We start from the raw sequence: 26392 nt of genomic DNA, 5'->3' as shown, positions 1-26392 counted from the left end.
TTTTAAACTCAATCAAGGAAATCTAATGGCACAATATAAAACGCCTGATGTTTATGTTCAGGAAAAATCAACTTTACCGCCCTCGGTAGCAGAAGTTCCTACGGCTATTCCAGTATTTGTGGGCTATACCGCAATTACCGTCAATAGCAAAAATGAATCAGTGACGATGCAGCCTATTAAAATTAAAAATATGGCGGAATACCGGTCTGTTTTTGGTGGCAAAGCTGTTGAAAAATTTGGCGTACATATCCCTTACGAAGAAAATGGCTTTGTGATCAAGGCTGATATTAATAATTTACCTTCTGAAGATGGCCAAAATATTTTGCCTAAATTCATGCTGGCACAATCAGTGGAACACTTCTTTGCTAATGGTGGTGGTGCTTGTTATGTAGTAAGTATTGGCAACCATAAAACGGCTGATGCCACAGGTCTATTAACGGATACTACTCCTGTTGAATCTGATTTTAATTCGGCATTATCAGCCATATCAAAAGTAGATGAAATTACGCTGATCAGCTTGATCGATGCTCATGGACTAAATAGCACCGCTTATTACAGTCTGCAAACATCAGTAATCCAGCAATGTGAAGATCTGCAAGATCGCTTTGCATTAATAGACGTGCTAGAAAAAGATACGAGCGCACTGCTATCGGCGCAAATTACGGCTGACGCTGATTTAATGCGTAACAATGTAACAGGTGATTTAAAATATGGTGCAGCTTATTACCCTAATGTGCTGACTTCTTATGCTCGCCATTATGATAAAAGCAGCGTGACGGTTAAGTATTATACACCGGACAATGCAGGTGGCCAGAATGAAGTTATTGCAACACTTAGCGCGCTAGAAACCAGTAACACTGCGCTATTCAACTCCGTTAAGCAAATCCTCGCTAAAAACTATTTAGTTCTACCGCCTACGCCCGCCATTGCGGGTGTCATTGCTAAAACAGATGCCTCACGTGGCGTATGGAAAGCGCCAGCGAATGTGGCGTTAACCATGGTACAACGTCCTACTAAAGTCATTAAAAACGATGACCAAGATAACCTAAATGTGGACTCTATTGGTGGTAAATCAATTAACGCCATTCGTCAGTTTACCGGTAAAGGTAACTTGGTGTGGGGAGCGCGTACATTAGCCGGCAATGATAATGAATGGCGTTATATTTCTGTTCGTCGTTTATTCAATATGGTTGAAGAGTCTATTCAAAAAGCATCAGCGTTTGCGGTGTTTGAACCTAATACACCTTTTACCTGGTTAAAGCTTAAAACCATGATTGAAAGCTACCTTGAAAATTTATGGAAGCAAGGTGCTTTTATGGGTGAGTCAGCGGGTCAAGCGTATTTCGTCAATGTTGGTTTAGGGCAAACCATGACAGAAGACGATATCAATAACGGCATTATGCACATTGAAATTGGATTGGCAGCCGTTCGTCCTGCTGAATTCATTGTATTAACCTTTTCACATAAATCCCTCGAAAGTTAATTCTAAATTTTATTAAACTGAGTTTTTGGAGAAAATAATTATGGCTACAACCGCACAAGATATCGCTAACGAATATCCTATTCCCGTTTATCGCTTTGTTGTGAGCTTTGGAGAAGAGAGCATTCCTTTTTCTGAAGTATCAGGTTTAGATATCGGCGTAGAAACCATTACCTATAAAGATGGCCTGAGTAAAAAGCACATGCCAGGACAAAAAACAGATGTGAACATCACTCTAAAGCGTGGCTTAGTACGCAGTAAGAGCCAGTTTTATGACTGGATTTCATCCATTAGTCTTAACCTAGTGGATAAAAAAGACATCACGGTTTCTTTAACAAATGAAACAGGCACAGAGCCATTAGTTACTTGGAAGGTATTAAATGCCTTTCCTAAAAAATTGACTGCGCCAAGTGTCAATGGTGGCTCAAACGAAGCCAGCATCGAATCGTTAGAGTTGATGGCTGATGATGTAAAAATGGAATTTCATTGATCACTCGTTAAGTCACTAAATGCTAATTTATTAGCGTGTTGCTGCGCAATCTGCGCAGCAATATTTTTCATATTTCAAGTTGAGATTAAATATGTTTATAGACAGTGGCTTGCCGTTAGTTGGCTATCGTTTTGTTGTGGTGATTTCCACAGCGGGCATTCCTAACCCCATAGACATGCAATTCAAAGAAGTCAGTGGTTTGAAAATGAGCCGAAATGTCAATATAAACGGTTCAATGACCAGCATCGACGGTCAAATACCCACGCAAACACTGACGCTAAAAAGAGGGTTGTTTACGTCAGCAAGCCCGTTAATGATCGCAAATGTTGCTGAATCGTTATTTTGGAGCACACGTTTATTGCGTAAAGATATCATGGTGAATGTATTAGATGAAAATGATGTTCCCGTGAATGCTTGGATGGTGACAAATGCCTACCTAGAATCATGGGAATGGGATGGCCTAAATGCCAATAGTAATGAGTTATTAGTAGAGACAATGAATTTTAAGTATTCGGGTATTAAATACATTCCTATTCGCCAAATAAAAATGGGAAGTTAATGCGTCAATGTACGGGAGAATAGTATGGATATATGTTGCGGCGAAGTGGTTGTTAAGTCCCAAATTAAAACTCAATCTACAAGTAAAAGTGCCGAAGGTACAAGTCATAATCAAGAAAGTAAAAATGCGACGTCTGCAGGTGATATTCATCATTTAACAGAAAATATAGAGATTCTTCAGCGTCAGATAAATGAATTAACTCGTAATTTAACGGATGTTTCTAATCGGTTATCGGCTGATTTTAAGCGCACTTTAGACATTACTATTAAAAAACAGCGCAAAGCTAAAAGGTTATAACATATGTCATTTATTAACGATCCTACTCGTGCTTTTTCGCCGATATTAAAAGTGACCGCTTTTAGTGATATTGAAATGACCAGTGAGCAAGGCAGTTTACTTCTTCCTTATGATGCATCGACGATGGAATCGAGTTTTTCAAATGTCATTTGTCAACCAAAAACGATCGATGCAACTAACGGTGGTGGTGATTTTAAAGGCTCTAACCCATCTGATTTGAAAATTAACTTTTTATTAGACGATACTACCTATTCAAATTTAATTGCGTTTGCACTACCCAGTATGCTTATCCCTGATCGGGTCGATATGTTAATAAAAAAATTAATAGAGTTATGCCATACAAAAAATGAAGCAACAGAACAGCCTAATTATGTTCGTTTAAAGCCATTCGGTATGGCTTTGTTAGATTCACCTGGGGGAGGATTTAATGGTCGTTTATTAAGTATGAATATAAAGAATGACCTGGTTAATTTAACAGGTGATCGAGTAAAAGCTCGAGTCGAATGCGTATTTAAAGAGAAAGCACAGGCAGCCACGTCTTAATAACACTCAATGCTGGGTGATAATTCAATGGGTTAAATATGAATAAATTTTCTATCACATTAGCGGGTACTGACGTTGGCTCGTCTATTGATATCATTGATCTTGAAATTCAATACAGAGTAAATGATATTCCATTTTTGAAATTATCTATTCTTGAAGATAATATTAAAAATAAAGATTTCGAAATTATAAGCGGTAAAGAATTTTCAATAGGTAAAGAAATTACAGTTTTATCCATTGAAACTAAAAAAGTATTGTTCAAAGGTATTATTACCGCTATTTCACTTGGCAAGAATATTGATACATATTTAGAGGTTAAAGCTCATAGTGACGTGATTAAAATGAGTGAAGGATTAAGTACTCAGTTATTTAAATCAAAAATTACAGACGATAAATTAATAAATGAGTTAATGACTAGTTCAGGTGTCACAGTAGGAGACATCGCCGTAAGTGAAATTAGCCATTATCAATATTTTTCATATCAGGTGACACCATGGCGATTAATGATGTCACGGATATTAGCAAATGGTTTTGTTTTTTCAGCAAGTACCGAGTCAAATTCGGTTATCAATATTCAAGATTATGCAGGTGAAAAAAAGACATTAAATATACTTGAAAATAACATAATACATTTCGAGTTTAATCAAGATATTCGCTCTCAAATTAAAAATATATCCGTGAATGCCTGGGATATTACACAACAAAAATTACACAGTGATAAAGGTGTTAAGGGAAAGGTAGGGCAGTATAAAACGCCCGATAAGGCAGTTGAGGCGTTAGCCATTAGCGATATGGTTTTATTTAGTAATTTTACTAAGTCACCGAAAGAATTAGAAGCACAGGCTACTGCGCAAAATAACTATCGGCTACTTGATGCAAATCAAGGGATTATTACCTTAGAAGCGAATGTCGATAGCGAGCTGTTAGATATCAAGCTTATGGACACGCTCACGGTTGAAAAGGTGGGGGCAACGTTTTCAGGTGATTACCTTGTATCAGGCATTCGTCATTATTTAATGGCAGGTCAATGGCAGATGGACATTGATTTGGGTATACCGATTACTCAGACATTACAATCCGATTACATGACCTTGCCTCTTATCCCACTCATGAATGGCAAGGTTGTTAAGTATAAAGCTGACGCAGAAGAGATAGAGCGATTGCCGATTCAGTTGCCAGCGCTTGCAGGCAATGATTTGGTTTGGGCACGACCGTTATCACCTTTTGCGAGCAATGGTGAAGGTCTTTTTTTTCCTCCTAATATTGGTGATGAAGTCATTGTTAGTTTTATCGATGGCGATTGTCGATACCCCGTGATTGTTGGGTCTTGCCATAATCCAAAATTAAAACCCCCGCAGGCGTTACAAGAAGAAAAACCAATACGGGGTATTTATGTAAAACAAAAAGATGAAGAAGTTCCTGTTTCGGTAAAATTTGATAAGTCCAGTGATGTATTGGCGCTTTCTTCAGGAAAAAGTAATGTCCAATTAAGTGATGCTGAAGGCAGTAAAATAGTTTGTGAAAAAACTATTGATATAAGTAGTAAGGGAGCCACTTCTATCAAAACCGATGAAACCATTAGTATCGTTAGTAAGGGAAAAATATCGATTTCAACCGATGAAAAAGCTGAAATTAAATCACAAGCAGTGGAGATAAGCTAATGAGTGATAAAGATACAATAGGAACAGGTTGGTCTTTTCCTGTCAGTTTTAAGTCATTGGCGGCAGGCCCTGGAATGACCTCCGGCGAGGAACTGATAGAGCAGTCAATCTCAATACTCCTTAATACTTTGTTGGGGGAGCGAGCACTTCACTCTAAGTTTGGCAGTCGCTTAAGTAAATTTAACTTTGATACAGTAGATGTATCGGTATTGGCTGATTTAAAAGAAGAAATCGCAAACGCTGTACTGCTGAATGAACCTCGAGTCATTTTAAAAGAAATCAACTTTGGGACAATAGTTATATTTATGATGGATTTTTAAAGATAGAGCTTGAGTACAAGGTTAAACAAACCAATAGCCGCTGGAATATGGTTTTCCCTTACTACCTTAACGGCACCTCAATCTAGTTTTCTACTTTATATTTTTTACTGCATGTATATCGGCTCCTGATTTTTTCAGCGGGCAACTATTATTTGATATTTGGATAACATTATGAAGCCCATTGAGCCTGCATTGCCTGAATCTGTCCCACAAATGAAAGCATTGTCCTTTCAGGCTTCTGGGCACACACAGAAATCAAGAAGCCTAGTTGCATTAGCGAATGAATATTTCTCGGTTGAAGAGCGGTCACTTAAGAATTGGTTTCAATATGTATATGATTTTTCTAAGCACATCGGTTTTATAGATTCAGAAGCACTAATAATGAATGATCATTGGCAAAGCGCTATGCCTAATGACGCTCAAATTGGCGAATTAGAAAAACTGCTTAATGGTCAAGAAGTCGATAGCGACATCATGGCGTTAGCAAAAAGAGCAGACATTGCATTGTTAATGGCATTTTTTACCATGTTATCGGTGCCTAAAGCGAGTTTTGATCATTTTACTCAATCCCATAAACAGCATTTTTATAAAGACGTATTACAGTTTAGGCAGAGACCTGAAGTAGCAGACAAAGCACATATTGTAATAAGTCTAATTGATGATGTTGCATCAAAAACCATAGAAAAAGGCACATTATTTAAAGCAGGGCAAGACGCTGACGGACAAAATAGAGTGTATCAAAGCGCATCAAATGCGGTTATTAATCATAGCCAAGTGAGTCAAGTTTATTCCTTATCCCAGTTATCCAGTACAAAACAATTGCTATTAACAGATGCTTTTAATGATTCACTTCGCTTAGATTATCCTGAAGCAGGCGTACTGACATTCGGCGAAGCAGAAAAAAAAGACGATGAGCGTCAATCGTTCCCAGAATTAGGTTTTACAGTTGCCTCTCAGGAACTGTATTTAAGTGGTGGTGTTCGTACAATACAGTTACAGTTTAAATTAAAAGCAAATTCCAGCCTTCAAATTGCTAGTATTTTATCGTGCTTTAATATCTCTATATCCACTTCTGATGGTATGTTGATGCTGAGCAATGACAACATTGAAGAACATGTAACCGCAGAAGGGATCGATCTTGTTATTGTTTTAGATGAATTTTTCCCAGTAGTTAGCCACTTCATTGATGATGCACAACCACTTAGGCCTAAATTAGCGAACATAGAGTTTGTATTAAAATCAGATTGCTTAGAGATTAAGCCAGCTCTTTCTAGTGCCAGTTTCTCTAGTTTAGGGTTAAAAGTAAGTGTCACAGGTTTAGGTGGTGTTGTCGCAAACCATGATAAAGGCGCATTAGATACGAGTAAACCATTTGAGCCATTTACGTTTTCACCAAAAATGGGTTCTAAGTTTCAGTTCACTCACCCAGAGTTGTTGATTAAAAACATATGCAATGCAAATCTGAATTTTTTCTGGGTAGATCGGCCGAATTCTATTTCAGACTATTATTCGCCTTATGAGTCTTATCGAGATTCTCTTGATGAAGGTACATATGAATGGCTTAAGAACAGCGCAAAAATATCGTATTCTGATTCATTATATGTAAATAAATTAGACAATATTTTTAGCAATAGTGAACCAATAGAAAATATTGATCATCATCTGTTTGAATTTCTTAGTATTGATCATACAGCAGATAATACGGCATCCAATCATGTATATGATTTATCTGCGTTACCCGTAACCAGTACCACGGCGAATCAATGGCCAAAATGGTTTACTTTAACGTTAAGTGACAATGATTTTGGCCATAATGATTACGCCCGTGTGTCTCAGTATCATGGTATTAATAATCAGGGTAAAAACCCGAGCGATATGGTTATCGTCAATCAACCTTATACGCCCTTACTTGAAAAAGTATCAATCGACTACAACAGTGAGGTCGAATTGAACTTAGATACATTGCAGCAGCAACCTCATCATGAGGTAAAACACATACACCCACTTGGGCGTCCAGGTGTAGAGGCCACACACAAGCAAAATATTGCACTTTTGCCTAAAATTGATGACGTAGGTTACTTATACATTGGCGTTGCGAATGTTACTGCACCGGGCCAGTTTCGGTTGTATTTTCAATTAGAACCAGTAGACGGTGGTAACACAACAGATGCGGCGATACTTGATTGGAGCTACTTAGACGCAGGACAATGGACAACATTCTCTCGTAGCCAAGGTGGCCGCTTACAAAGCCGGGGTCGCATTATTGAAGACTCAACGTTTAATTTATTAGACTCGGGTGTTGTGACCTTTGAAATTCCGGACATGGTATTGGCAGAAAATTTTCTAGGTAATGAATTATTTTGGCTGCGTATTTCTCTTGATGATCAATTGCCTCAAAATGCAGAGATCGCCAAATACTCTAGAATTAAAACCATTATGGCTCAAGGGTTTGAAGTGGTGCTGTCATCAGGCCCTCATCATGCGAGCCATTATTCACAACCATTAGCGGCGCAGACGATTGATTCACAAGTTATTCCTGATCCTAAAGTTAGTGAAGTCTTACAGCCATATCCCTCGTTTTCAGCAAAAGAGCTAGAAACACCACAGGCATTAGAAGTGCGTGCGGCGGAACGAATTCGCCATAAAAATCGTGCGTTAACCAGTTGGGATTATGAACACCTAGTGCTGGCTCAGTTTCCAGAGCTGTATATGGCTCGATGTTATCGTAATGAAAGCACTCAAGGGGTTGAAGTGGTTGTGGTGCCGGTTAACTACGACCCTAAAGTATTACAACCTAAAGTCCCTTTATTTTTAAAACGTAAAATTCAACGATTTTTGAGTGAAATATCAACTAATGATTTAGAGGTAAGAGTCGTTGATCCTATATATGAAGAGGTCACTTTCAAAGTGACGCTTAATATAATGGCTGACTACGATATGGACAGTGCTGTGGCGCATTTGAATCAAATACTAATCGATTATATGACTCCATGGAATAAACTTGCCACGCAAAACAAAGGTGAACAATCGAAAGCCGTTTATTTAACTCAAGTGGGTATGGCGCTAGAACGTCATCCCGCTGTTGATATTATTTATACCTTACAAGGTAGGGTAAATGGCAATACTTATACACAGTCAATTGAACCATCGTCCAATGCGGTTATTTTAGTATCAGTTGCGGATCATGAAATTACTTTACTTAATCAAATAACAGAAGTATTTGAAGGCATTGGTAAATGGAAAATCGAAGATGATTTCATTGTCACCTAAGACAGATCTTATACCACATTCTGTAGCGGCCAATAGCTAGTCTTTATTTAACGCCCCCTAGTATTACCCATTTCAATTTATTTATGTGCCCATTCTTCTTGTTTGAATGCGGGCCTATTTTGCTATGCACGGATAACACATGACACAACTAACAAAAAATGATGAGCAGAATATTAAATTATTAAAACAGCAAGCATTGGGTGTTATTCAATCTTTGGCTGGTGATAGTTGGAGTGATCATAACAACAGTGATCCAGGTATAACCATTCTTGAAGTACTGGCGGTCGCCATACAAGACTTAAGCAATCGATTGGCGCTACCGATTGAAGACTTGCTCAGCCATCACCCACTTAGACCTTCTTCATCTCAGTCTTACCAGTTGCCTCAGCAATTATTGCCATCAAATGCCGTTACGCTTAAAGATTACCGCAGACTCATAATTGATGTGAATGGCGTAAAAGGGGCTGATATTCGCAGGCGTACACTCATACAAGATGATCAAACTATAAAAACCGGTCTATATGATATTGTCATTGATTTTAACGACAACCTTGAACAAGGTGATGCAGAAGAGGTTGCCCGTAAAAAAGCAAATATATTATCAGAGGTACGCCAACGATATTTGAATCAACGTAATATTAATGAAGATATTGGCAGTATAAAAACAGTTAAAAAGTTTCCGGTTACTCTGGCGCTTTCTATGACGTTAGATGCATCTGTAGAGCCATTAGATGTGGTGGCGAAAATACTGAATCGAATAAAAGAAACCATATCGCCTGAAATTACACGTTATCAATATTCACAGCTCTTAGACCAAGGTTTATCGGGTGATGAAATATTCCAAGGGCCACTTCTATCTCAAGGCTTTATTTTAGATGAAGATTTAAACCTTAGCAGCATGCCTGAAAGTCTTTATAGCTCAGATATATCAAGCGCACTAGAAGATGTGTCGGGGTTAAAGGCACTCAAAGCCTTTAAATTTATCAGTGATGATGACGACGATAATCAAGATCTATTATGGCGTTTGGCTATTCCTGATCACCATTTAGTCAATTTAGATTTGTTAAAAACGTATCAACAATTCGAAATTGAAATTGATGGGCAATACTACAAATTGCCCGATAAAACATTACAAGAACTCATACAACTATTAGATATTCCAGTTAAGACCATCGGCAATGGCATGCCAGAAGAATTAAGTGATTATGTTAGCGGCCAATATCATGAGCTTAGTGCGTATGCTTCTTTGCAACATCAAATTCCTAAAATGTATGCCTTAGCAGAGCAGCGTTTAGATGATGGCCCAATTACTCAAGAGACAGCAAAAATACTTCAGTTAAAAGCTTATTTGGCATTATTTGATCAAGTGTTAGCCGATGAATTTGCTCAGCTTGATTTACTTAAAGAATTGTTGGCCATTCCTAATAAAGATTTATTTCTTCGTTTGGGAAATATCTTCAGAAAAATGCTGTCGAGTGAAGCGTTAACCAGTAATGACATCGAAAAATTTTGTGCAGACATTAAACAGCTGCCTATTACGCGTAACAGTCAACCATTGCAGAAAATAAGCGGTGTAGGGCGTTTACTGGGTGATTTTTTTAATGAATATGCAGAGCAAGGGTTTCAAACCATTACTGAGCCGGTATTCAGTGCAGGACAAATTGATCGCCTTAAACGCAGTTGTGAACACTTATTCTCTCGTTTTTCTGAAACCACGCTTGATGCTAGCTTATTAAAATATAAAGAAGTGTTTAGTCATTATTTACCGAGCTTCGAACAAGCAGGGATGACGACACAGCTTTCATCGGAACAACCTTTAATCAATAAGTTGGTTACTCTCAAACAAGTGGTCGACCTTGTACTGTTACTTAATGATTACCCAAAATTAAGCCGATTAAGAACAGGAGGGTTTAACTATCTTAAAGATAAGCCAAAGCATAAACCCAATAGTGGGCTGGTAAAGCGCATTACGGCTTTTTTGGGCATTGAACAACCGGCTCAGCTACCTTTAGCAACCAAAAATCAAGAAGGTATCTATTTACTAGAAAGTGAATTATTGCGTTTTGGTTTAGAAACCGATGCAACTAATAGCTATATACACAAAACGTCACAGTTATATTTTATTGCACCGCAGTGGCCAACACGGTTTGATAATTCAGAATTTGTTTCGCTATTAGAGCGCCAAATAGTCAAAGAAAGTCCGGTTCATCAGCAACCTCATATTGTTTACCTTAATCGAGAAGATATGAGTTTGTTTGAACGACTCTATTTTTCTTGGCTTAACGCCATGACGCAATTGCCCTTAGAAGTTGGTGAGCTAGGCGAAATCCCTGACGCATTGGCTCAAAAAGATCAAGAAAATTTAGCGCTTATTGAATCTTTATGTGGGTTGCTTCGTCAATTTGTTGCAACCCCAGAAAATATTACGCTGCTTATTTTAAATAGTTTAAGCATCACACAATTAAAGTCGGTATTAATGCTGTGGTTAATAGACCCTGATGAAGAACCGTTTTTAATAGGTGAAACGGTTTCGGCATTACAAGACAGTTTTTACGACATATTACTAATGCGTTTTGATAACGAAGCCGACAGTAAGCAACAGGCCGATGAATTATTCCAGCAAATTATGTTTACCCTATGCCAAGCACAGCTGGATACATTAATAAAACCAAATCCAATCAAAAAAGCCACAATTGGGCAAAACTTCAGAGTGGGTTACAAGGCACTTAAATTTTTGAAGCCAGCCTATCCGGTACCTAATGGCGTGATTAATCCTGATGCCCTGCTTAATGAAAGTAGCGGCCTTAGTATTAACCAAATTTTATTAGAACAACCTGTATTCACTCTTGGTATTAAACAACCTCATCGTATTTAAGGAAATAATAATGACTGATTCTAACGCTGAAACTCAGCCTTCAAACCCAACGACTCAACAGGAAAACCCAGCAATGGATAAGCGCACCACATTAATTGAATACTTCTCTGACAATGAAACTCCGACAGGGGATAACTTTAGAGAACTCATTGAGTCGGTTGTGGTTCAAGGTGATGACGGCTTAAATATCAATACAGGTGATCTTGAATTAGACAATGACCTAAGTGTTGCAGGTGAAATAACCGTTGGTACCACCACGTTGTTAAATAATGAAAAATTAACATTAGATGATGGCCAGGCAACATTATCAGCGGACTCATTAAAAGTAGGTGATGCACTTAATCTTTCTGAAACCACAGGTTTAAGTGTGAACGCTCACATGAATGTAGAGCAAGATACCTTGCTAAAAGGATCTGTCGCCATTAACGCCACTGCGCTTGATCCGCAGGCGGCGTTACTGGTTAATGGTAAAAGCACTATTCAAGGCGAATTAGAAGTTGAATCAAATGCGTTGTTACATGGCAATATAGACGTTGAAGGTAATGCAAATGTACGAGGCGATTTAGAGGTAAACAATGAAATCACAGTAGGAAGTGACGAGCACAGTGGCCAACTAACCGTCCTTCACAAAGGTGATAATAGCAGTGTGAAAATTAAGCACACTAATGAACAAGATCAAACCAGTACACAGTTGTGTCTTGATGATAAAGGGCGTTTATCCCTTGGTCTAGACGAAGGACAAGCGCAAGCGCAATTGCATATCTATCACGGTGCCAGCAACAGTGAAGCCATTTTTAAAGTAGACGACACCGCTGAAGATGCGCGCCCATTTATTATAAAAGGGGATGGTCGTGTCGGTATTGCGACAGCCACACCTGAAAATGAATTAGATGTTGCCGGTTCTGTTCGTATTGGGCGCACCAGTGTGAGTGTGCACGAAGATAATAGCCTATCAGTTGAGAATAAAGTGGGTGTGGGTACTGAAAGTCCAGAAGGTAAATTAGATGTACGTGCCAGCAGCGACGAAACGGGTCTAGAGGTACACCATGGCGCAGAAGCCACTTTAACGCTGACAAAAGGCAATGTGGTAACAGATCACACCACCGATTTAACAGTGGGTGGTACGACTCATTTAAAGCAAAATTTGAATGTGTATGGCGATGGCCATTTTCATAAAATCTTAAATGCAAACGGCCCTTTAATCGCACACGAATTGGCGACATTTAAACAGCACACGAAATGTGAATCGACACTTAATGTAGAAGGCACTACTGACATTAATGATTTAAATACCAAAGAAAAAGCCAACTTTGAAAAACAAGTGATTGTAAAAGGGGACGCTAAGTATGCTCAGTCTGTATCCATCGGGTTAGGTACAGATGATAACCATAATGCCGATGCGTCTTTGCATATTAAGCAAGGCACAGAACCCGCAGTGATCATTGCCAATACAGATGGTGAAAAAACGCTACACATTAAAGACAATGAAATGCAGTTAGGCACCGACCAAGTCGCGGCGTCGTTAGTGCTTAAAGGGCATGCAACCATTCGAGACGGCCTTACATTAAATGGTAAAGGTTCACTAATGGCAGGTGCCGAAGTCGAGCAAAAATTCAGCGTTAAACAAATGTTAGAGCACCTAACAGAAGACGGTGACGTAGTGCCTGCGCTTAACATTGATACGCATAATACCAGCCAAAGTGCTTTAAAAGTGCGCCATTACCACGATGATGTACAAAAGACGGTACTCAGTGTACAGGGTGAAAAAGTCGGTGTATTAACCGATGACCCACAAAAAGATTTTCATGTGCAAGGTGAAGCACAAATTGAAAGCCATACGTATTTAAAACAAAATTTAGAGGTTACCGGCAAAACTCTAGCCCATGGTGAAGTAACGATTGAAGATTCTCTATACATTGGCATGAAAGACAGTGAGAGTGGCGAAAGTTCACAAGCAAAAGTACATATTAAAAAACCAGAAGAAGGTAACTCTTTGCAAATAGAGGGGACCGATGCCAATAGCGATACCCTAACTATTACGCAAGATTTTGTTGGCATTCACAACAATCATCCTAGTTGCGAACTGGATGTTTTAGGGGACTCTAAATTCAACGGCACAAGTACATTTAATACGTTTATGACGGTTGATCAACAATCCATTTTGTTGGCCCATCAACGTGCTGAAGGCGAAGAGGGTGAAACACTACCTGCAGGTGTCAAGCTTAGCGCCCACCAGTTGACGATTAACACCCCTAGCAGCGCAGAAAACTTTCATGTAAACGGTGCGAGTCAATTAACGGGTGATACAAAAATATCACAACTTACCGTCAGTGATACGTTGACAGTGAATGGCATCAGTGACTTTAATCAACAGGTCAGTATTAACGGCCCCCTTAGTTTAAATAATTTAGAACTCGATACGAACGTCGATTTACACCTGCGTCAGTCTCAGTTGAATCAAACCGCGCTTAAAGTTGACATTAAAGACGCAGCTGAACCGGCCTTAATTGTAAAAAGCGATGCGGTGTCGGGTAAATTAGGCGTGAATACGGCGTCTCCTCAACATGAATTAGACGTAACAGGCAGTGCACGTATTTCCGATGCGCTAGTGGCCCAGGGTAACGTCACAGTGCATGGCACCAGTGACTTACAAAACACTGTTAATGTACACGCCAACATGGGCTTCACCGTTGCCGAGCCGCAAGCACGACTGCACATTTTAGACGATGGCCAACAAGACGCGTTGCGAATTGACAGTCAGTTTAACGGCGAACAAACGCCACTGGTTTATAAAAATGGCATGTTGGGGTTGGGCTATCATAATCCTCGTGTACAGCTTGATGTGAAAGGCGATGCGAATATTTCAGATGAACTCACCGTCATGGGGCAAACCAAGTTAGAGCATACTTTATATGTTGATAAAGACGCTCTGTTTAAATCTGATTTTACCGTTAATAAAGACACAGAATTAGTGGGGCAAACAGTATTAGGTCAAGTGAGTGAAATTGACCCTGCGCTAACACCCAATGCTCAGCTTTACATTGCCGATACCCGTTACAAAGAAGCCCTGCGAATAGATTCACGTGATTATGCCAATCTTGTATTTCGCCAAGGCAAACTGGCCATTGGTAAAAACGATCCACGGGTCGCATTGGATGTGGTTGGTGAGGCGAGCATATCGCAAAACCTTGAAGTCAAAGGTGAGTTAGAAGTACAAGGCGAAATGAAAGCGCGTGATAATTTAGATGTAGCAGGCTCTATGGACGTATATCAAAGAGCCAATTTTGGCAGTGACGTACGCATACGCGGTGACTTATTAGTAGAAGATAAAACCACCATCGAAGAAGAATTATTTGTTACAGGTCGCACCCAGCTTCAATCAGATTTAGAAGTACAACTTAACACCACACTGGATGGCACATTAGATGTATCAGGCGATGCCTTATTCATGAAAAATGCGGCTGTTGCAGGTAACCTAGACGTCAATGAAAACCTAAATGTTGAAAAAAATCTTCATATAAATGGAGCCATTCATACGGGTGTTACCAACCCACAAGCGCACTTTCATATGCAAAGCCCTGCGCAACAATCGGCATTTGTATTAGATCAAAAGCGTAATGATGAAACTAGCCTGCGTTTATTAACCCTTGATAAAGACGGCCACCTAGGACTTGGCACCGACGCACCGACCAAAACATTGGATGTTATCGGTGGCGCACGCATCAGTGAACAGCTACAAGCACAATCGATCGCTGTGAATGAATCGGTAAGCGCGAATATTGTGCACACAGGCAGCCTAAGTATGTCGGCAGGTTTACAAATGGCCACAGGCCCAAATATACTAGGTATATCTGATGACCCACTACTGGGTGGTGACGGTAGCCTAAACAGCATTTTGGCAACTCAGGCTGCAATCAAATCTTACATTGACAATGTGGCCGTGCCATTTGGTCGCGGTGGTAAAACCTTTACGGTGAGCAGCCAAAGAGATTTCGATGCGTTATTCAATACATCTAACATTACCAGCATTAGCGAAAACACCACGGTTATCCTATTGCCCTTTAGCAGCCAAGGTGTCAGCGACTATCAATTAAAAAATAGCGTGAGCTTACGCTCAGGTGTATCCATCTTTGGTTTTAATGAAAAAACGACTCGCATTACAAAGCAAAATGCAAATGCGCGCTTTGAAATAATTGGTCGTGCTCATGAGCCTATCAAACATATTGAACTATCGGGTTTTGCATTCGACGGCCATAACCTTGAAAGTTCTCGTGATGGCAGTGCTTTTTATCTAGAGCATGCCAGTCATATAAAACTGAATTGCCGCATTGAAAATCACGTTAGCTGGGGCGATGGCGGCGCGATATTTGCGCCCGTGTCGCAAGCGGGTCAACACACGGTAAGTTATGTTGAAGCCCTACACGTTTATAACTGTCGCGCAATGGATCAAGGTTCTGGCTCAGACACCCAGTTAAACGAAGGTGGCGCGGCTTATGGTTTATATCGCTCGGTGGTGCATGCATTTAATTGCCAAGCCGAACGAGGAGGCGCCGTTGCTAAATGCAAAGAAAGCCAAGTAGTAGCTGATGGCTGTCGTGCAACGCGCAGTGGTGGTGCGGCATATCGTTGTGAGCAGTTACGACTCACCGCGACCGATTGCCTAGCGGATATGCAAACTGGCAAGGGTGGTGCAGCATACTATTGCAGTGACCTAATTTGTGAGGGCATGTGGATTGGGAACAACGCAGGTGAAGCGCCGCATATTTATGCATCAAATCATCAAACAGGTGAAGCAGAAGAACGTCATTACTGGAAAGGTGATTACGTGGGTCGCCGTATTGATGACGACGTAAGTGTATGGCGTACACATAACGAATAATCGCTCTGGCCACCGTTTTAGCGGTGGCCAGGTTATTGTTACTGTCTCAATATATTTTATGCAATTTCATTGTAGTGACGTGTTCTCGTTAGGGCAGCGTATTCATTAAGAGCACTCTGCTATTTTATGCAATGTTAATTGACGTTTATTATTTTCACCCTTCAGCATATTAACCGCTGGCTTTTACACGAGCCGTTTATGACCCTTAATATAAATACCCTAAAACTGGACATTCAATACCTGCAAGATGGAGCAGGATTATCGGATGATGAGCGAGAGCAAGTAGAAACGCAGTTAGCTCTATTTATAAAAGAATCATTAACGCGTTTAAATTTAATAAAACTCCCCCAGGCCATTCATGATGCAGAACGAGATGGTACAAGTAATATTACGTTGCAAAACATGGAAATAATCCTGCCATTAATCGATGCTAATAAATTTCTTGAAAATAGAACCCACTATTTCAAGCAAAATATAGAACCTAACCTTGATGAAATTCTTTATGACGCAATCAAACTCTCTGCAAATAAAGGGTTTGATATTAATACCGGCACACCCAATACAGCCTTAGAAACCATTGAAGTTGGTGGTAATTGGTGGCAAGGCTTACAACAGCTACTGCAATGTAATACAGGGCCATTAACATACTCACATAGCTTTAATGCTTTATATTTACAAGGCCGGGCAGTATTGCCCAGGCTACTTAATAGCCTAAAAGACTCTAAAAAAATACGTGATTTTCTTAAAATACAATTGTGCCAGCCTCATATTTATAATCGATTTTATAAGTGGTTCCGTCAAGAGAGCGAATGGCAGCAACTCATACAAGGTGTGTTTACTAAAGACGCATCCAGTGACTATGATCACAGCGCGGCTCTTTCGTATTTAAAGCAAACAAGCCTGACTGATACACAAAAAAAGCACCTATTAAAACACTATCTTGAGTTAAACATTGTCACTCAGTTTCAGAGCCAAGAGCGTGGTCAAAAAATATTAAACCTGTATATAAAAATGCACCAATTATTAGACACAATAAGTGATCAAAATATTAATAAAGCATTACTTTTAAACAACGTACACCAATCTTTACTAATGGCACAAAGTGATATCTGGTTAAAACATTGCAATAACTGGATGGGCGTCGTTATGCACCAGGGCGTGAAAACACGTGATATTACAGCATTAAAAAATGTGTTAAAACGAGCCAAAGGCAGCAGTTGGTTAGAATTGAGTGATATATCGAAAGATGCATCTAGTCATACCCTAATAAAACAAGCGAGCCTAAATGCATCATTGCCTTATAGCCCAAATATCATGCGTCAGCTTTATCAAAAAGCGTTAGCTTTGTTATCAGCCTTTAATCAATTTAATGGTGACCTTAATGCACTAGGTTGGCACCTTGCCCGTATTAAAGTATTTCTATTAGGGCCAGGCAAAGCGCTAAATAAAACGTTGATTATGAAGTTACAAACGTCATTGCACATTTTGTATGAATCTCAACAGACTCAAGAAAACGAATTAGCCCATATCACTGAATATTTAAAAACACGGGTAGATCAGTTATTAACGGAATTAGCAATATTACTGCAAACAGATCAAGACAGATTATTGTTACGCCCCAATCAAAGAATTGATTTTCTATTAAACACTTTAAATGAACTGATGCAGTCCCCTTGGCTTGCGCTTGCATTAAAGCAGCCACTAGATGAGTTAGTGGCTGAATTAACTGGCTCAGAAGCGAAAACCGTTGACGGCATCTTATTGTCATCGGCCAAAATCAATGTACTCAAAACACTACAAGAAAAAATATCCCCTTTATTGCAAAAGTGGTTGGCTTGTTTGCCTATAACATTTAACGCATACGTAACTGACGCGCTAATACCATCATATAAAGCCAGTAAAACACAAGATCCCCCAACACAAGAAGCCTTAACAGCATCGCCAGGCCATTTATGGCAAGGCAAGCAAAACTTACTTAATCATTTAGCAAAAGCTTTTGATACACAAAAAACACAAACATTAAAAGACACTAAAGTAAATACAATCGGGCATATGGCAGAGCAAACCCTTGCTCTAAAGATATTCGCCATAGTGGGGTTTCGTGACGGCTCGCCTATTTTACAGCAAGATACGGCTGATTATTTGGCCAACCCAACCGAGCATAATGCGAAAGCTTTACTGTATACTTTAGAGCATTCAGCCCCATTACTTATTAAACAAAATTACAACGTGATTGAGTCAAATAAAATATTCAAACAAGAACAAGACCTGCAAAATAAAACACAAGACATACTCATTACATTGCTTGGCCAATTAATATCGCCAGAGTACGTTTCTGACATTCATAGCGTAAGTGCAAACCATATTAAGAGCGGCCTAATAAATCGGTTTTTAAATAAACAACAGCTTTACCAATTACTAAGCCAGCTTATAGCATGTTTAAAAAGTGCTCAGGCGGCATCAATATCTAAAAAAATAAAAAAATGCCTAGACGCATTAATGGTGATTAAAAACCAGTTGAAAGAATTAGATAGCGGCCTTACTCAAACAACAGAAACTTGGTGGCAGCCCCTAGCAGAAACAATTGATCAACCAGATAACCGAGCAGTTACAGACAAAAATACGCATAACCAACCGATTGATATTAAAACCGTTAAGACATTGCGTTCGCGTTTGCAATTATGCATGTTTTCACTTCAGTCATTCGACAGTGTATTGGGCTTATCTCGTAGTCACAATATGAACAATGGGTTCGAATCCATGTTCACTACCGTATTGCAAGCGTGTGAGCACCTAGCTGATGTCACCTTGACACAAATTTTCTATGAGACCCCAGATAAAATCGAACCAGAGCATAAACATATTAGTGCGAATAGTGCGCAGGCCGAATTGAAATACGATGTCATAAAATGGGCGGAATGTTGCTTGAAGTTTTTGAAAAAAATACCCAAAGAAAAAAAGGCAATACTCCCATGGGAAAATAAGAAAAAACTAGAATCCCTCATTGTTTTTATGAATCAATGTATGCAATTGGGTAAATCATCAAAATGGTCTGCTAACCAGCTTAAAACATGCCAAACCGCGTTAGACTTATTAGTTAAGCCATTAACGGATAAAACGGCCAGTAGTCTTGCACCCCATGAACTGCATGACTTAATCTGGAGCCAAGATTTATCAAATACGCTTGCGCGGCTAAAAGCACAACCTCAATCCTTTTTAGCGGCTAAAAAATGCGAACGTTTATTAAGTGATCATAGACAAAAAATACAAGCCCTCATACCTAAAGCAGAAATCAACGACATCTGCGCTGACTTAAAAGAAAGTTTAACGCAATTAAAGCAAACACAAGAGCAGCAAGGTGCGAATCAAATTAGCCTAGATGGCGGCTTAGTCTTAATTTGGCCCTATTTAAAAGACTTCTTTAAAAACAATCAGCTTATACAATCCCACTGATGATGAAAGCAGCGCTAGTAATAGCAGCAATGATCGCGAGTGGATATTCATTAATGAATCCACACGGGCTACGGCCCACGCCTTACTGGTGGCCCTATTGGGATTCAAACAAGACGATAATACTTGGGGCGTCGCTAACTTATTGTGCGGTTACGATGCGGATACCTGGTTTGATGAACCGATCGAACTATCAGCAGAACAGATAAATAGTTGTGAAAAGTTATTACAAGCGGTGATACATAATTGGCCTGCACTTAAAAGCATGCCAGTAGAAAACTTTAGGCAATTATTTTTACAACGAAGTGCACACGTTTATGAAAACCAAGATGGTGGGTGCATTGAAGTCGAGCCAAAAACAATGGATGTACTACTAATTAAATTGCCATGGGGGCTTGGCTATTTATCATTACCTTGGTTAGGCAAAGCACTCATACAGGTAAAATGGCAATACGGTTTTTAGATACACACATAATTGACTAAAAAATCCCCTTCTTCGAACCATACTCAAATGATTAACGAAACCTAAATACAGCATAAATAGGTAGGTGAGCATAAACCCTCACAAGCAAGGAGCATACAATGCACGAAAAATATTCCCAACCCATGCACCACCTAGACCCACCGTCTATGGAAAGCCCTTCTTTAGGCGGCCATGGCCATTGTCACAATGCACGTTGCGAAGACCCGCAATGTGAAAACCCAAATTGCTATAACTATTCAGGCACAAATAGACGGCAGCAATATGAAAGAGAAAACGATAACCGCCATAATAACGAAAGGCGCAATCACCACTACCCTAATCATTATCATGATGTATTACAGAATATTCTGCAGCGTCACTATAACCATCAAGATAACTTCAGCGATGCGCAAAGCGACGTTATTCTGCATCAACAAACATTGCAAACACAGCAGTTGCAATGGGTTGATCACGTATTAAATGGGCTGGTACGCAGTGTATTAGAACGTAGCCAGCATGAGCTGCATGAGCGTGGCTTTAGCAGTGGCATTCACAGCCAAATAGAATCGATTGCCGCGCCAGATAATCATGAGCATTCACATGCTCATATACACAGTGAAAACCATGACTACCTAACCGCCATCACACTTAATTTTAATGATACGCCCAGTAACGACCCATCAAAAAATATTACCAGCAACAACCAAATACGCTTTTATCGTGTAACCGACAGCCTAGATATTCAATGCCAATTTTCGAATACAAAAATGCAAAGCAAGATATTTGATTTGTCGTTCCATCATGGCATGGGCACTGACCGACATACTAACCAGAATGATAACCATAACGAGCACTGCAATCAAAACGGCGGTGCCCAAGCGCTAGTTGAAGATGTTGTACAAGACTTCATAAGCTTTATTTTATTAAGCAAGCGCGCGGCTTTACGTAATAGTTAATATTGAAATATAAAAATTATAATATTAAAGGGAATACTATGAAATTTGAAAAAATAATACTAGAGCAGGATAATTCCCCTATCTAAATGTGCCCTATGGCAATACCAACGAAATTATTTTGCCGAGCAAGGCCCAAAAGCCTGGGACCAGCAAGTGCCATTTTATATCACTTGTAATCCCATGATCGCCCATCAATATGCCGCATCGATCGTGCGCTATTGGCAAGACCTTATTAAAAATAATCGTCAGAGTGCTTTAGAGCCTTTTTATGTTGTGGAGCTAGGATCGGGCTCGGGTGCCTTTAGCTTTCACATACTCAAACAAATTAATATTTGGCTTGACCGGTTAGACATGCAAGGGTGTCATTGGCAATATGTCATTACAGACTTTACCGAATCAAATCTTAAGCACTGGCAGAAAAACCCTGCGTTTAAACCCTTTATTGATCGTGGGCAATTAGATTTTTCTATTTTTAATCTGGAATCTGATACTCAGCTTCACCTAGTAAATAGCAACACAATCTTACAAGCCTGTGAACAGCCAAGACCCATGGTGGTATTAGCGAATTATATATTTGATACCGTCAGTCATGATGTGATTCAAGTAGAAGATCAGCAGCTTAGCCTAGGCCTTACCCGCATAAGCATTGATCAAGATAATCTAGTTGGCGATAAACCCAATACCTTAGCAGCCCTACGCACTGACTTTGCTTACAAACCTATTGAGGATAATCATTACCAGCAGCCCGCTTTAACGCAATTGCTTAAAGCATACAAACAACAAGCCAATGGCCAAAAAGTATTGATCCCCCTTGGCAGCTTACAAGCAATTGATACCTTAACCCAGATAGCCGGTGGGGAACTCTTGTTGCTAAGCAGTGATAAAGGTTTTTGTAATCGGTTAGATGTTTATGGACAACACGACCCTGACATTGCTTTTCATGGCAGCTTTTCCTTAATGGTTAATTACGATGCCATCGCTAAATACATTGGTTTTAAACAAGGCGTGAGTTTTTTACAACAAAACCAACAAAGCTTGGTGAGTGGTGCATTTTTAATATCACAACAGTCAGAAATATTTACCGAAACCCATGCCGCGCTGAATTATTTTATTCAAGAGCAAAGCCCCAGTGATGTGTATACCGCTTGCCAAATTGCCATGTCCCAGACAAACACATTGGATCTCTCCAGTTTAATATCCTGGTGTAAACTCAGTTATTACGATCCGTATATTTTGCACAGTGTCGCCCCAGCATTACTGTCTTGGAATATGACACTGGCTGAACCAGACAAGCGCGAATTGATCGTTCATCTAGAGCAACTGGCAGCCAATATTTACCCTATGCCAGCTCACGATGCCCTTTACGATTGGTTACTAAAACTGTATTTCCAATTAGGTTATTGGCAGGGAGTTAAGCAACTGGCTGAGCCATTAGCCATTAAAAAACCCAATGATTACTACTATTGGTATTTACTGGGCTGTGCCTGTTATCAGCAGGGTGATCAACAACAGGCCCAGCAGTATTTTGAAATAAGCGTAAATAACAACCCTGAACATATTCCAAGTTGGGGCTACCTTGAAAAAATAGAACCGCTAGCGCTTTCCAAAGTCGTCGAGGGTGCAGTTGTTGCCCCCGAAATCATTAAACTGCCTGAACATGCTGAGAAATCTAATACAACAGAGGCCAAAGAACTTCGTGTGGTGGGGGGGTAAATATGAATTCACAGTCAACAGGTGCACCCCACAATGCACAGGCAGCATTGAACCCTGAACAATATCGGGCGCAAATAGTGGCCTTACAAGATGCCTTAAATGAACAGTGGCAAGGTGTGAAGCAATTAATAGAAAAATTACTCAAGGCTGACTCTCTAAATGAAGAGCTTATAAATGAGGAACTTATAGGTGAGGAACGACTAAATAATCAGGAGTTAGAGCAAGCAGCCCTGATAAATCGTTATCCTCCGCTAAGCCGCTTAGTGCAAAGTTTTGCGCTCAGTAAAATAGAATCGTGCATGTTGCTTTTGGCATTTAAGTTAGAGACATGCCAGCAAGCAAAAGACTGGTGGCATCAACTTACCGGTGAACACACTCTGTCAGTTGATTTTATTCAGCATCTTTCTTCACAAATAAATAAAGCGCAACCAATAAATACGAGTATTGCACCCTTGTATTTACCCCTAGGGTCACACCACCGTCACTGGCCCAGCTTTAAATTTAAATTATTAGAAACTAAAGAGTTAAATCAAGGAAAAATTGCCATAAGAATAAGTGCTTGGTCTAGAGACTGGTTGGGACTTTGCAGTCAACCCACCCAGGCTCTAGGCTATTGGGCAACTCCCTTGCCCTATCAAGATAAATCCCATTTATCACCCTGCCTTGAGCCCTTACTGAAATACTGGCAAGAGCTAATGGCGCAACCAAAAGCATCCAATAAAGTGGCGTGTTTCGAGCTAACCAGCACCGAGTCTCATAATATGCAGGCATTAATCTCCATGGCGGCAAGTGCTTATAAAGTACCTGCACTAAAGCTGAATACCGCGATGTTAATGGCAGCCAGTGCCACCGAGCTGATCGATTTTTATCACCTGTTGTCACGAGAATTACGGGTATTTCAAAGTGTTTGTTGGGTAGATATTTCATCTATTAAAACTCCGCAGATACTTGAGAAACTATTATTAAGGCTTGCCCCTTGCTTGTTAGAGAATCCTGCCAATATTTTACTGTCTTGTGATAAAAGAAACCGTGAAAAAATGCCCTTTAACTTAAAATATTTTTCAATTGAACCGGGTAAGTTGCCCGAACCACAACATAAGGGTATGCCTGGTTTTACAAAATTTGGTTCACTAAATCCCTTCGAATCACAAGATAAAGCATAACCAGTATCGCCAATTATTACCTTTAAATTTTGCTTGTCAAAAGGAATGCAAACATGGAATGCCATCATGAAAGTGAAAAGGCTCAAACTTATTTACCGTTAGCAAAAAGTGAACTGTTAATGGATCAAACTCAATATTACAAAGAGGTGGGCGTTGAGGCTTGGAACAACAAACTGCCATATCACGCTACTAACAATAACTTTGCCGCCCACAACTACCTTCAGCTGTTAATTGCCTTAATTAAAGACAGAGTCGCGCAATCAGACTATGTGGCTGGCGCACCTTTTTATGTATTGGAAATAGGGGCGGGCACAGGTGCTCTAGCTTACCGTATACATAAGCAATTTGAGCGAGCCAAGAGCAACGACGCAGCGCTTACAAACGTAAAGCTGGTGTATGTATTAAGTGATGTGGCCGAAAAAAATATTGAGTTTTGGCACGCCCACCCTCAGCTAACCCCTTTATTTGAGCAAGGGTTCTTAGAGTCGGCCCATGTGAATGTATTAGCGTCAACGCCTATACAGTTGCATCAGTCTGGTAAAATACTTAGCCGCGACACCTTAAAAAATCCGCTGTTGGTCATCAGTAATTATCTGTTTGATACCTTGCCGCAAGATGTTTACCGCATTGAAAAACAACAGTTACAAATAGGGATGCTGGCAACAGGGACAGTGTTGCCACCGGGTGATAATGTGCCACTGTTTTTAGATGAACTGGGGGAGCAATTTTATTTTAAGGATTTTTATTTTAAAGATTGTGTAACGGACACGCAGGGACTAGAAAGTAAAAATGAAAACCATAAGCATCAAGCAATAAAACAACAAATATTACAAGATTATCAGCGGCAATATACGCAGATGGGTTTTACCTTTCCTACAGGGGGGCTTGAGGCTTTAACCAAGCTTAATAAGCGCATCGATGCACCTTTGGTTTGGCTGGTGGCCGACAAAGGAACAAGTGAAAGCCAATTGTTTAATCAAAATGGTTATCGGCCTGCGCTAGTGCGACACGATACTACCTGGTCGTTAGATGTTAATTTGCATGCGCTGGCACAGGCATCGGCCCAGTTGGGCGGCAGTGCTAGGGTACAAAACATGAATACCACCGCCATTACCCAGGCGGCGTTTTTTTTGGGGGTTGAGCAAGCTGGATTACCTCGATTTTCAGAGAAAATTGAAAATACGTTTAACAATCAAAGTTTGGGGCACGGCAATCAAGCGGTGAATGCCATAAGACGTAACAGCCCGCCGCCTTATCACGAGTTCATTGCCCACTGGCAGCAATCCCAATATGACCTAGCATTGTTTTGCGATTATTGGCCTGTGCTTAAACCGTATATTAATAAAGATAATCAGCACGTTTATCCTGAGCTGTGGGCGGCGTTGCCTGAACTTGTCGCTGGCTATTTTGCCCATCCGGGTGACAGTAGCGCTTTGCTGGCGGTGGTGGAGTGTTATATGGCCGCTGAAGATTGGTCACAAGCGTTGGAGGTGCTGGTGTTTAATCTCTCGCTGAATTTGGATTGCGTGCCAAGTCTGTTTTTACGAGCGGTATGTTTGGCGAAGTCTGGGCAGGGTGATAAGGCATTGGATGGGTTTAAGGCGTTAAGAGAAAAAGATTCTGAGGATATTGAGGTGTTGGGTTGGTGTCGGAAGTTAGTATTTTAATGATACTAATTATTTTTTTATAATTTAAATTTAGAGAGAGATATTCATGCCTGCGATTAATACATATGGACCGGTTACTTATGGTAATGACTTTAAAGACTATCATTTAACTGCCAATGTCAATGCACAAAATGCTAAAGATAAAGCCAAGCGGAGAGCTAAAGATGAACATGCTAATTGGCCTAAGTATGGTCGTACTACAGTTGTGACTGCAGCAGGTTTGGAAGGTGGAGTTGGGCAAGATATGGCAGTATACGGAGCTTATGATTGGGCTCATAAAGTAACAACAAATGGGAGAACTTGTGGTGCGCGTCAACAGTACCAAAATGCTCCATGGACTTATTATGATGAGGAAGGGGTTGGAACTATTGAGGTTGCTGGATATAACCGAGCAGCTACAAAAGCGTTAGTTGCTGGGTCATTAGTTACCCATCTAGATGACGCTTATTAATCTGATGATATTTTTATATGAGGTCACATTTACTTTTTCTTGTTTAAAGCACTCATTATATAAAGGCCAATTAACTTAACAGTGGCTACTTTAGAGCCATATTTTATTGACTCACATCAAGCGAAAATTACTTTCCGGCGTACAAATTATGAATC

The 26392-nt window shown here is 40.0% G+C and carries 17 protein-coding genes; all 17 read left to right on the top strand.

The genetic code is table 11. The annotated features are described in order from the left end of the window. Window positions 1-25: 25 nt before the first annotated feature. The 17 genes from ACU6U9_RS12555 (at window position 26) to ACU6U9_RS12475 (ending at window position 26237) form a co-directional block, all read left to right on the top strand. On the top strand, window positions 26-1483 hold the full coding sequence (locus ACU6U9_RS12555) for a phage tail sheath family protein (RefSeq protein WP_446735380.1): 1458 nt from the start codon (window positions 26-28) through the stop codon (window positions 1481-1483). A 40-nt stretch (window positions 1484-1523) separates the two neighbouring features. Further along, window positions 1524-1970 (top strand): phage tail protein, encoded by a 447-nt coding sequence (locus ACU6U9_RS12550; protein WP_446735379.1) that lies wholly within the window; start codon window positions 1524-1526, stop codon window positions 1968-1970. 91 nt (window positions 1971-2061) lie between these two features. After that, window positions 2062-2529 (top strand): phage tail protein, encoded by a 468-nt coding sequence (locus ACU6U9_RS12545; protein ID WP_446735378.1) that lies wholly within the window; start codon window positions 2062-2064, stop codon window positions 2527-2529. A 24-nt stretch (window positions 2530-2553) separates the two neighbouring features. Continuing rightward, on the top strand, window positions 2554-2826 hold the full coding sequence (locus ACU6U9_RS12540) for a hypothetical protein (protein ID WP_446735377.1): 273 nt from the start codon (window positions 2554-2556) through the stop codon (window positions 2824-2826). Between the two features lie 3 nt (window positions 2827-2829). Next, complete coding sequence (locus ACU6U9_RS12535) at window positions 2830-3369, top strand: CIS tube protein (RefSeq protein ID WP_446735376.1); 540 nt, start codon at window positions 2830-2832, stop codon at window positions 3367-3369. 38 nt (window positions 3370-3407) lie between these two features. Further along, a complete protein-coding gene (locus ACU6U9_RS12530) occupies window positions 3408-5030 on the top strand; it encodes a phage baseplate assembly protein V (protein ID WP_446735375.1) in 1623 nt (540 codons plus the stop codon). After that, a complete protein-coding gene (locus ACU6U9_RS12525) occupies window positions 5030-5350 on the top strand; it encodes a GPW/gp25 family protein (protein WP_446735374.1) in 321 nt (106 codons plus the stop codon). The genes ACU6U9_RS12530 and ACU6U9_RS12525 overlap by 1 nt, the downstream gene beginning before the upstream one ends. Window positions 5351-5521: 171 nt before the next feature. Beyond that, window positions 5522-8620: a hypothetical protein gene (locus ACU6U9_RS12520; protein WP_446735373.1), complete on the top strand. Its 3099-nt coding sequence runs from the start codon at window positions 5522-5524 to the stop codon at window positions 8618-8620. A gap of 139 nt (window positions 8621-8759) precedes the next feature. Then, window positions 8760-11495 carry a hypothetical protein gene (locus ACU6U9_RS12515; protein ID WP_446735372.1) on the top strand — a complete coding sequence of 912 codons (2736 nt, stop codon included), beginning with the start codon at window positions 8760-8762 and terminating at the stop codon, window positions 11493-11495. A gap of 10 nt (window positions 11496-11505) precedes the next feature. Then, complete coding sequence (locus ACU6U9_RS12510) at window positions 11506-16374, top strand: hypothetical protein (RefSeq protein ID WP_446735371.1); 4869 nt, start codon at window positions 11506-11508, stop codon at window positions 16372-16374. Between the two features lie 198 nt (window positions 16375-16572). Next, window positions 16573-19827 (top strand): hypothetical protein, encoded by a 3255-nt coding sequence (locus ACU6U9_RS12505; protein WP_446735370.1) that lies wholly within the window; start codon window positions 16573-16575, stop codon window positions 19825-19827. Further along, window positions 19805-20287 (top strand): contractile injection system tape measure protein, encoded by a 483-nt coding sequence (locus ACU6U9_RS12500; RefSeq protein ID WP_446735867.1) that lies wholly within the window; start codon window positions 19805-19807, stop codon window positions 20285-20287. The genes ACU6U9_RS12505 and ACU6U9_RS12500 overlap by 23 nt, the downstream gene beginning before the upstream one ends. Before the next feature lie 119 nt (window positions 20288-20406). Continuing rightward, a complete protein-coding gene (locus ACU6U9_RS12495; RefSeq protein WP_446735369.1) occupies window positions 20407-21243 on the top strand; it encodes a hypothetical protein in 837 nt (278 codons plus the stop codon). 153 nt (window positions 21244-21396) lie between these two features. Next, entirely contained in the window at window positions 21397-22956 is a 1560-nt protein-coding gene (locus ACU6U9_RS12490; protein WP_446735368.1) for an SAM-dependent methyltransferase, read from the top strand. Between the two features lie 2 nt (window positions 22957-22958). Continuing rightward, on the top strand, window positions 22959-24119 hold the full coding sequence (locus tag ACU6U9_RS12485) for a hypothetical protein (RefSeq protein ID WP_446735367.1): 1161 nt from the start codon (window positions 22959-22961) through the stop codon (window positions 24117-24119). A 53-nt stretch (window positions 24120-24172) separates the two neighbouring features. Next, window positions 24173-25786 (top strand): tetratricopeptide repeat protein, encoded by a 1614-nt coding sequence (locus ACU6U9_RS12480; protein WP_446735366.1) that lies wholly within the window; start codon window positions 24173-24175, stop codon window positions 25784-25786. A gap of 46 nt (window positions 25787-25832) precedes the next feature. Continuing rightward, window positions 25833-26237, top strand: coding sequence for a hypothetical protein (locus ACU6U9_RS12475; protein WP_446735365.1), 405 nt, complete (start codon window positions 25833-25835; stop codon window positions 26235-26237). Window positions 26238-26392 lie beyond the last annotated feature (155 nt).

Source organism: Pseudomonas sp. HK3, from assembly GCF_052920985.1.
The sequence above is the reverse complement of the archived record's forward strand: the minus strand, read 5'-3'. Positions and strand labels throughout refer to the sequence as shown.

Bases quoted from the DNA above. Each gene is read 5' to 3' on its own strand.
- ACU6U9_RS12540 (WP_446735377.1), top strand. From the start codon at position 2,554: ATGGATATATGTTGCGGCGAAGTGGTTGTTAAGTCCCAAATTAAAACT.
- ACU6U9_RS12550 (WP_446735379.1), top strand. From the start codon at position 1,524: ATGGCTACAACCGCACAAGATATCGCTAACGAATATCCTATTCCCGTT.
- ACU6U9_RS12480 (WP_446735366.1), top strand. From the start codon at position 24,173: ATGGAATGCCATCATGAAAGTGAAAAGGCTCAAACTTATTTACCGTTA.
- ACU6U9_RS12555 (WP_446735380.1), top strand. From the start codon at position 26: ATGGCACAATATAAAACGCCTGATGTTTATGTTCAGGAAAAATCAACT.
- ACU6U9_RS12510 (WP_446735371.1), top strand. From the start codon at position 11,506: ATGACTGATTCTAACGCTGAAACTCAGCCTTCAAACCCAACGACTCAA.
- ACU6U9_RS12515 (WP_446735372.1), top strand. From the start codon at position 8,760: ATGACACAACTAACAAAAAATGATGAGCAGAATATTAAATTATTAAAA.
- ACU6U9_RS12545 (WP_446735378.1), top strand. From the start codon at position 2,062: ATGTTTATAGACAGTGGCTTGCCGTTAGTTGGCTATCGTTTTGTTGTG.
- ACU6U9_RS12485 (WP_446735367.1), top strand. From the start codon at position 22,959: ATGAATTCACAGTCAACAGGTGCACCCCACAATGCACAGGCAGCATTG.
- ACU6U9_RS12535 (WP_446735376.1), top strand. From the start codon at position 2,830: ATGTCATTTATTAACGATCCTACTCGTGCTTTTTCGCCGATATTAAAA.
- ACU6U9_RS12475 (WP_446735365.1), top strand. From the start codon at position 25,833: ATGCCTGCGATTAATACATATGGACCGGTTACTTATGGTAATGACTTT.
- ACU6U9_RS12520 (WP_446735373.1), top strand. From the start codon at position 5,522: ATGAAGCCCATTGAGCCTGCATTGCCTGAATCTGTCCCACAAATGAAA.
- ACU6U9_RS12495 (WP_446735369.1), top strand. From the start codon at position 20,407: ATGCACGAAAAATATTCCCAACCCATGCACCACCTAGACCCACCGTCT.
- ACU6U9_RS12530 (WP_446735375.1), top strand. From the start codon at position 3,408: ATGAATAAATTTTCTATCACATTAGCGGGTACTGACGTTGGCTCGTCT.
- ACU6U9_RS12525 (WP_446735374.1), top strand. From the start codon at position 5,030: ATGAGTGATAAAGATACAATAGGAACAGGTTGGTCTTTTCCTGTCAGT.
- ACU6U9_RS12505 (WP_446735370.1), top strand. From the start codon at position 16,573: ATGACCCTTAATATAAATACCCTAAAACTGGACATTCAATACCTGCAA.